This is a genomic window from Thiolapillus sp. (assembly GCF_048562965.1).
Lineage (GTDB): Bacteria > Pseudomonadota > Gammaproteobacteria > Chromatiales > Chromatiaceae > Thiolapillus > Thiolapillus brandeum_A.
The window spans coordinates 1-930 of the sequence record NZ_JBHNMF010001070.1 but is presented as its reverse complement, the minus strand read 5'-3'; the positions used below and the strand labels follow the sequence as shown (position 1 = coordinate 930).

General features: G+C 45.4%; 1 protein-coding gene. It reads left to right on the top strand.

The genetic code is table 11. From position 1 onward, the window contains the following. Positions 1–251: 251 nt before the first annotated feature. Positions 252–533: a hypothetical protein gene (locus tag ACOCD2_RS22330; RefSeq protein WP_293815773.1), complete on the top strand. Its 282-nt coding sequence runs from the start codon at positions 252–254 to the stop codon at positions 531–533. Positions 534–930: the final 397 nt, after the last annotated feature.

Genomic DNA, 930 nt, shown 5'->3' with positions numbered 1-930 from the left:
AGGAAGGAGAAGTTCCCGTACCCACGTCAACTTGCTCGGGATTACCCCAAAAATCACCGTTAAACCCGTTGCTCCAAATTCTATTATGGAGACCAAGTTTATCAGACTGGTACCACCTCGAACGTCGCCATACGGCAAATAGCAGCGGTTTTAGAGTGGCACTTACAACAACACAAGCGTGTCTTCGACCTCGTGATAGATTTTGGGACATCCCAGTCCCCAAAATCGACTCGGCCTTTGACAACCTATTCGTGCCCCAGCCGTCCTGGTCACCAAGCACTACACAACAACTTCGCAAGCTCGTTGCTGCTCCGTACTTGTCTCCCAATGACTGGACGCCGCGTTTGGATGCCTACTTTGCTTCCCCTCTGGCGCTATGCGCACGACGGGTAAGCAGTGCGGCCTCGCGGCTACTGGGGTCTACCACCCTTCGCTTCGCTCTCCATGGCTGGCAGCGATTGCCATTTCATCTTGTTGATGAATTCTCCTCTGATATCTGTAGTAAGCGAGAAAGACTGAGGACACCTCTATAGTTAACTCATGATTAGCATCTGCGTACATGATGGCGGCGATAATTTTATTGAAAATCTTGAAAATAGCAGGCTATTTGCTTCGATCTTCGGCTTTTTCTCACCGACCTCATGCACGAATCTCCTCAAACTCAAACAGAATCATATAGAGATGCCCTTCAATTTTTAATGACTTTAAAGTGCAGACCTATTCTGTACTCTTCGAAACTCCACACGAAATATATTCCAAAAAGGTATTGACTGCAATGTAAAGTGTTAACCCCAATGTCATTAACTTACACTGTCAAGTCCCGATAGATCATAGATTTTCTTTTTGAATAATTCCGGTTGTTTTTTGTGCCAATCCTTAATTCTACTTTGTCATATTCCAAATTGCATAAATGGCAGGGCGAGGATATAA